Origin of the sequence: Streptomyces sp. B1866 (assembly GCF_031932565.1) — a bacterium.
Classification (GTDB): Bacteria; Actinomycetota; Actinomycetes; order Streptomycetales; family Streptomycetaceae; genus Streptomyces.
Window position 1 is genome coordinate 1 of the sequence record NZ_JAVSCF010000363.1, and the last position, 4,730, is coordinate 4,730.

Genomic DNA, 4,730 nt, shown 5'->3' on the forward strand with positions numbered 1-4,730 from the left:
ACCGCCGCGCGCCGGGCGCGCGGGCGGCTGCTCGTCCACGTCATCGTCACCCGCGGTCCGCCGCGCCGCCGGGCCGTCGCCGCCTGACGGCGACGGCCCGGCGACAGGCCCGTCACCTCACCGGACAGGCACCCCCGCGCGGGGCGCCTGCCGGATTCCCAGGAAGGACCGCAGGCGATGACCCCTGCCCCGAACCGGCCGGCCCCGACCGCCCCGGCGATCCCCCGGCTGGCGCCCGCCGGCCCGGCGCGCCGCGCGCGCTCAGCCCTCCTCGTCCAGCGCCGCGGCGAGCCGCCGCAGCTCGCGAGCCCGCTCGCCCCAGCGGCGGCACTCCCCGCACTCCCGCAGATGGGCGTCGACCGCGGCGTCGGCCACTGCGGGCGGCCCGGCCTCGCCGTCGACGCGGGCGGACACGGCGATACGGACGTCAGCACAGCGCACCTCCCCATGGTCCCCGACGCGGCGGGGGCCCGCGGTGCCTGACCACGACGACGAGACCGTGACCCGCTGGGCGCTGGCCGCGCGCGGCGGGGACGCCGAGGCCGTCGACCGCTTCGTGCGCGCCACCCGGCGCGACGTACGGCGGTGCGTGGCGCGGCTCAGCGACGACCCGCAGGCGGCGGACGACCTGGTCCAGGAGACCTACCTGCGGGCCCTGCGCGCCCTGCCCCGCTTCGAGGGCCGGTCCTCGGCGCGCACGTGGCTGCTGTCCATCGCCCGCCGCGCGGTGGTGGACCGGCTGCGCCGCGCCGCCGCCCGGCCCCGCCTGTCGGACACCGCCGACTGGCAGGCGGCGGCCGAGCGCGCCCAGTCCCGCGGCCGTTCCGGCGCCGGCTTCGACGAGGGCGTCGCCCTGGTGCGGCTGCTGGCTCTGCTGCCGTACGAGCGGCGCGAGGCGTTCGTGCTGACCCAGGTGCTGGGCCTGCCGTACGCCGAGGCCGCCGCCGTGGCGGGCTGCCCGGTGGGCACGGTCCGCTCCCGCGTGGCGCGGGCCCGTGAGGCGCTGATCGCCCAGCTGGAGACGGCCGAACGGGCCGCCGCCCTGATGGGCACGGCGCCCTGACGCGCCGCCGGGCCCGCACGGCGCGCCGTACGGGCCCGGCGGACAGCCCGCGGGCGCGCCGCCGTACGGCGCGCCGCCGCGGCGTCAGCTGCCCGGGCGGACCACCACCGCCGTCACCCGCACCGGGCCGCTGTCGCGGAAGCGCAGCACGAACGGCACCCGGTCGCCCACGCGCAGCCGCGGCGGCCGGCGCACCATCACGTCCACGCCGGACGCGGACATCCGCAGCGTGCCGCCCGCGGGCACGGCCACCGCGTCCACCATGCGCATGCTGCCCGCGCCGGCCCGCACCACGCGGCGGCCGAGCATGGCCCGCCCCCGCCACGGCGCGGTGACGCCCACCAGCGCGTCGTCCGCGCCGCCGGTGTTGCGGATGTCGAAGAACGCCGCGGTGGCCTCCGGGTTGGACGGCAGCAGCAGGCGCGCGCCGGTCACCGCCGGTGCGGCCGGGCTGCCCGCCGCGCCCGCGAGGACCCACGCGGTCAGCCCGCCGAGCGCGAGCGCGCCGGCGGCCAGCGGCGCGAGCGCCGCGCCCACCGCCCGCCGCACCGATGCCGGGAGCCTCATCGGCGCCTCCCCGCCACGCGCCGGCCGCCGCGCGAGGTGCCGGGCCGCCAGCCGCGCAGCCGCAGGCTGTTGCCGACCACGAGCACGGAGCTGGCGGACATGGCCGCCGCGGCGACCATGGGGTTGAGCCAGCCGGTGGCCGCCAGCGGCAGCGTGACCAGGTTGTAGCCGAACGCCCAGGCCAGGTTGGCCCGTACGGTGCCCAGCGCCCGGCGGGCCAGGGCCACCGCGTCGGCCAGCGCGCGCATGTCGTCGCGCACCAGCGTCACGTCGGCCGCGCCGATGGCCGCGTCGGTGCCGCCGCCCATGGCGATGCCCAGGTCGGCGGCTGCCAGCGCGGCGGCGTCGTTCACCCCGTCGCCCACCACCGCGACCCGGTGCCCGCGCGCCCGCAGCGCGCGGACCAGCTCGGCCTTGCCCTCGGGCGTGACGCGCGTGTGCACCCGCCGGATGCCCAGCTCCTGCGCCACGGCCCGCCCGGCGGCCTCGCTGTCGCCCGTGGCCAGCACCGGCCGCACGCCCAGACGCGCCAGATGGTCCACCGCGCGGTACGCGCCGGAGCGCACCCGGTCGCCGAGCGCGAACACCGCCTCGGCCGCGCCGTCCACGCGCAGCACCACCGCCGTGCGCCCCGCCCGCTCCGCGGCCCGTACGGCCTGCTCCAGCGCGGGCGGCAGCCCGGTGCCGCCGTCGGCCGTGGCGGATTCCACCGCCACCCGGCGGCCCGCCACCCGCCCGGCGACGCCGAGGCCCGCGGTGGCGGTGAAGTCCGCCACGGCCGGCAGCGGGCCCGCCGCCCGCGCGTACGCCGCCAGGGCCCGGCCCACCGGGTGCTCCGAGCCCTGCTCGACCGCGCCCGCCAGCCGGACGGCCGCTTCGCGGCCCGGCCCGCCCGGGCGGCAGGCCACCTCCAGCACCTCCATCGCGCCGCTGGTGAGCGTGCCCGTCTTGTCCAGCACCACGGTGTCCACCCGCCGCAGGCCCTCCAGCGCCCGCGGCCCGCTGACCAGGATGCCCAGCTGGGCGCCCCGGCCGGTGGCGGCCAGCAGGGCCGTGGGCGTGGCCAGGCCCAGCGCGCACGGGCAGGCCACCACCAGCACCGACACCGCCGCCGTGACCGCCGCCTGCGGGTCGGCGCCCGCGCCCAGCCAGAAACCGAGCACGGTGACCGCGACCGCCAGCACGGCCGGCACGAACACCCCGGCCACCGTGTCCGCGAGCCGCTGCGCGCGCGCCTTGCCCGCCTGCGCGTCCGCCACCAGGCGGGCGATACGGGCCAGCCGGGTGTCCTCGCCGACCGCCTCGGCCCGCACCCGCAGCAGCCCGCCCGCGTTGACCGCGCCGCCCGGCACCGCCGAGCCCGGCCCCACCTCCACCGGCGTGCTCTCGCCGGTGACCAGCGACAGGTCCACGGCGGAGCCGCCGGCCACCACGACGCCGTCGGTGGCGACCCGCTCCCCGGGCCGTACGGCGAACACGTCGCCCACCCGCAGCCGCTCCACCGGCACCCGCCGCTCGGTGCCGTCCCCGGCGCACACCGACACCTCCTTGACGGCGAGCGAGGCCAGCGCGCGCAGCGCCGCGCCGGTGCCGCGCCGGGCCCGCGCCTCCAGCAGCCGCCCGGCCAGGACGAACAGCGGCACGCCGACGGCCGCCTCCAGGTACACGTGCGCCGCGCCGTCCGGGGCGGACGGCAGCCAGGTCAGCGGCATCCGCAGGCCCGGCTCCCCGGCCCCGCCGAGGAACAGCGCGTACGCCGACCAGCCGAACGAGGCGGCCACGCCCAGCGACACGAGGGTGTCCATGGTCGCGCCGGCGTGCCGCAGCGCGCGCACCGCCCGCTGGTGGAACGGCCAGGCGCTCCACACGGCGACGGGCGCGGCGAGCACGAAGCACAGCCACTGCCAGTTCCGGAACTGCGCGGCGGGCACCATGGACAGCACGAGCACCGGCACCGCCAGGGCGGCGGTCACCAGCAGCCGGGCGGCCTCCGGCGGCCCGGCGCCTGGCCCGGCGCCGGCCGGAAGCGGCGCCCACGGCCCGGGCAGCCGGGCGGTGAACCCGGCCCCCTCCACGGCGGCGACCAGCTCCGCGGCGCCGACGGCGGGCGGGTGCAGCACGCGCGCCCGGCCGGTGGCCAGGTTGACGCTCGCGGTGACCCCGGCGATCCGGCCGAGCCGCTTCTCGACGCGGCGTACGCAGGCGGCGCAGGTCATGCCGCCGACCGCCAGCTCCGTGACGACGGGTGCGACGCTCACCGGCCCGCCGCGCCCGTGCCGTGCATGCCGCCCATGCCGCCGCCCGCCCCGCCGCCGGAGCCGGGGCCCGGGCCGCCGCGGTGCAGGCCCGGCGCCACGGGCCCGGCGGCCGAACCGGCCGCGTAGGCCGCGCCGAACAGGGCGGCGAGCAGCAGAAGGAAACCGGACACGGCCGTGAGGGGGCCGTACGCACGTGGGGTCATCGCCGCATCGTGGCACGGCCGCCGGCGCCCGGACGGCTCCCTCGGCCCCGTCCGGCGGGTGAGAATCATCCCGTCCGCCCGCGGGAACCCGGCGGCGTCCCGGGACGACTTCTCCCGCGCGGGCGGCCTTCGGGCGGCGGGCGGCGCGGGCCGGCTCCCGGCCGGCGCGCGAGGGCGCTCAGCCGCCGTTCCCGCCGTGCCGGGCGGGCGGCTGCTCGGGCCGTTCCATGATGAGCACCGCCGCGTCGTCCTCCAGGCGTCCCCGGGTGTGCGCGTCCAGGTCCTCCCGCAGCCGCCGCAGCAGTTGCGGCGTGGGCAGCGCGGCCCACCGGTCCAGGCGCTCGGCCAGCGGGAAGAACTCCCCGCCCGGGGAGCGGGCCTCGACCACCCCGTCCGTGCACAGCAGCACCCGGGCGTCCGCGGGGACCTCGGCGCGCTGCTCGGTGCGCGGCGCCTGCGCCAGCTCGCCCAGGCCCAGCGGCAGCGACGGCTCCGGCTCCAGCTCGCTGACGCCGCCGTCCGCGCGGATCAGGTACGGGGCGACGTGGCCGCAGTCGACGTACGCCAGCCGCAGCGGGCCCTGCGCGCCGCCCGGGGCCGCGGCCGTGCCGGCGGGGGCCGCGGCCGTGCCGGCGGGGG

6 protein-coding genes are annotated in these 4,730 nt (G+C 80.8%); 1 reads left to right on the forward strand and 5 read right to left on the reverse strand.

Annotated elements, in window-relative coordinates:
- Positions 1–261: 261 nt before the first annotated feature.
- Positions 262–441 (reverse strand): zf-HC2 domain-containing protein, encoded by a 180-nt coding sequence (locus RKE29_RS27995; RefSeq protein WP_312008480.1) that lies wholly within the window; start codon positions 439–441, stop codon positions 262–264.
- 34 nt (positions 442–475) lie between these two features.
- Here RKE29_RS27995 and RKE29_RS28000 point away from each other — a divergent pair, with 34 nt between their 5' ends.
- Positions 476–1,063: a sigma-70 family RNA polymerase sigma factor gene (locus RKE29_RS28000; protein ID WP_312008481.1), complete on the forward strand. Its 588-nt coding sequence runs from the start codon at positions 476–478 to the stop codon at positions 1,061–1,063.
- Between the two features lie 84 nt (positions 1,064–1,147).
- Here RKE29_RS28000 and RKE29_RS28005 read toward each other — a convergent pair whose 3' ends face one another.
- From RKE29_RS28005 to RKE29_RS28020, 4 genes are all read right to left on the reverse strand, one after another.
- A complete protein-coding gene (locus RKE29_RS28005; RefSeq protein WP_312008482.1) occupies positions 1,148–1,630 on the reverse strand; it encodes a copper chaperone PCu(A)C in 483 nt (160 codons plus the stop codon).
- Complete coding sequence (locus tag RKE29_RS28010; RefSeq protein WP_312008483.1) at positions 1,627–3,888, reverse strand: cation-translocating P-type ATPase; 2,262 nt, start codon at positions 3,886–3,888, stop codon at positions 1,627–1,629. The genes RKE29_RS28005 and RKE29_RS28010 overlap by 4 nt, the downstream gene beginning before the upstream one ends.
- Positions 3,885–4,091 carry a hypothetical protein gene (locus RKE29_RS28015; RefSeq protein WP_312008484.1) on the reverse strand — a complete coding sequence of 69 codons (207 nt, stop codon included), beginning with the start codon at positions 4,089–4,091 and terminating at the stop codon, positions 3,885–3,887. The genes RKE29_RS28010 and RKE29_RS28015 overlap by 4 nt, the downstream gene beginning before the upstream one ends.
- A gap of 178 nt (positions 4,092–4,269) precedes the next feature.
- The coding region (locus RKE29_RS28020; protein WP_312008485.1) for a PP2C family protein-serine/threonine phosphatase at positions 4,270–4,730 on the reverse strand (461 nt) is incomplete at its 5' end.

Coding starts and splice junctions, on each gene's coding strand:
- RKE29_RS28005 (WP_312008482.1), bottom strand. CDS start 1,630: ATGAGGCTCCCGGCATCGGTGCGGCGGGCGGTGGGCGCGGCGCTCGCG.
- RKE29_RS28015 (WP_312008484.1), bottom strand. CDS start 4,091: ATGACCCCACGTGCGTACGGCCCCCTCACGGCCGTGTCCGGTTTCCTT.